The sequence below is a fragment of the Pseudoalteromonas rubra genome (assembly GCF_005887115.1).
GTDB classification, from domain to species: Bacteria; Pseudomonadota; Gammaproteobacteria; order Enterobacterales; family Alteromonadaceae; genus Pseudoalteromonas; species Pseudoalteromonas rubra_F.
The window spans coordinates 1-316 of the sequence record NZ_PNCJ01000128.1 but is presented as its reverse complement, the minus strand read 5'-3'; the positions used below and the strand labels follow the sequence as shown (position 1 = coordinate 316).

Here is a 316-nt window from a genome sequence, read left to right as displayed (position 1 = left end):
GTAATTCCAACAAGATATTTCAACATAAACCTTCCTTTTTCTTACAGGATACGGCGCTTTAAGGGTCGGTAAAAGTGAAAATTGCTCACTATCACTGCTGGAAATAGCCGTTATTTTCTAGTGAGTTAGCTATATACAGTTGGCTAAGCTAGAGTAAATAACAGCAGTAATAAGGGATGCGACCTGGGCATGAACCTAAGACAAATTGATTTAAACTTGTTGGTCTATTTGAACGTGTTGATAGAGGAATGTAGTGTGTCTGCGGCTGCAAACCGCCTCGCTCTTACCCAAAGTGCGATGAGTAACGCGCTCAAGC

1 protein-coding gene is annotated in these 316 nt (G+C 41.5%); it reads left to right on the top strand.

All coding sequences use genetic code 11. The annotated features are described in order from the left end of the window. Positions 1-189: 189 nt before the first annotated feature. A partial coding sequence (locus CWB98_RS23460; RefSeq protein ID WP_138546974.1) for a LysR family transcriptional regulator occupies positions 190-316 on the top strand: 127 nt, incomplete at its 3' end.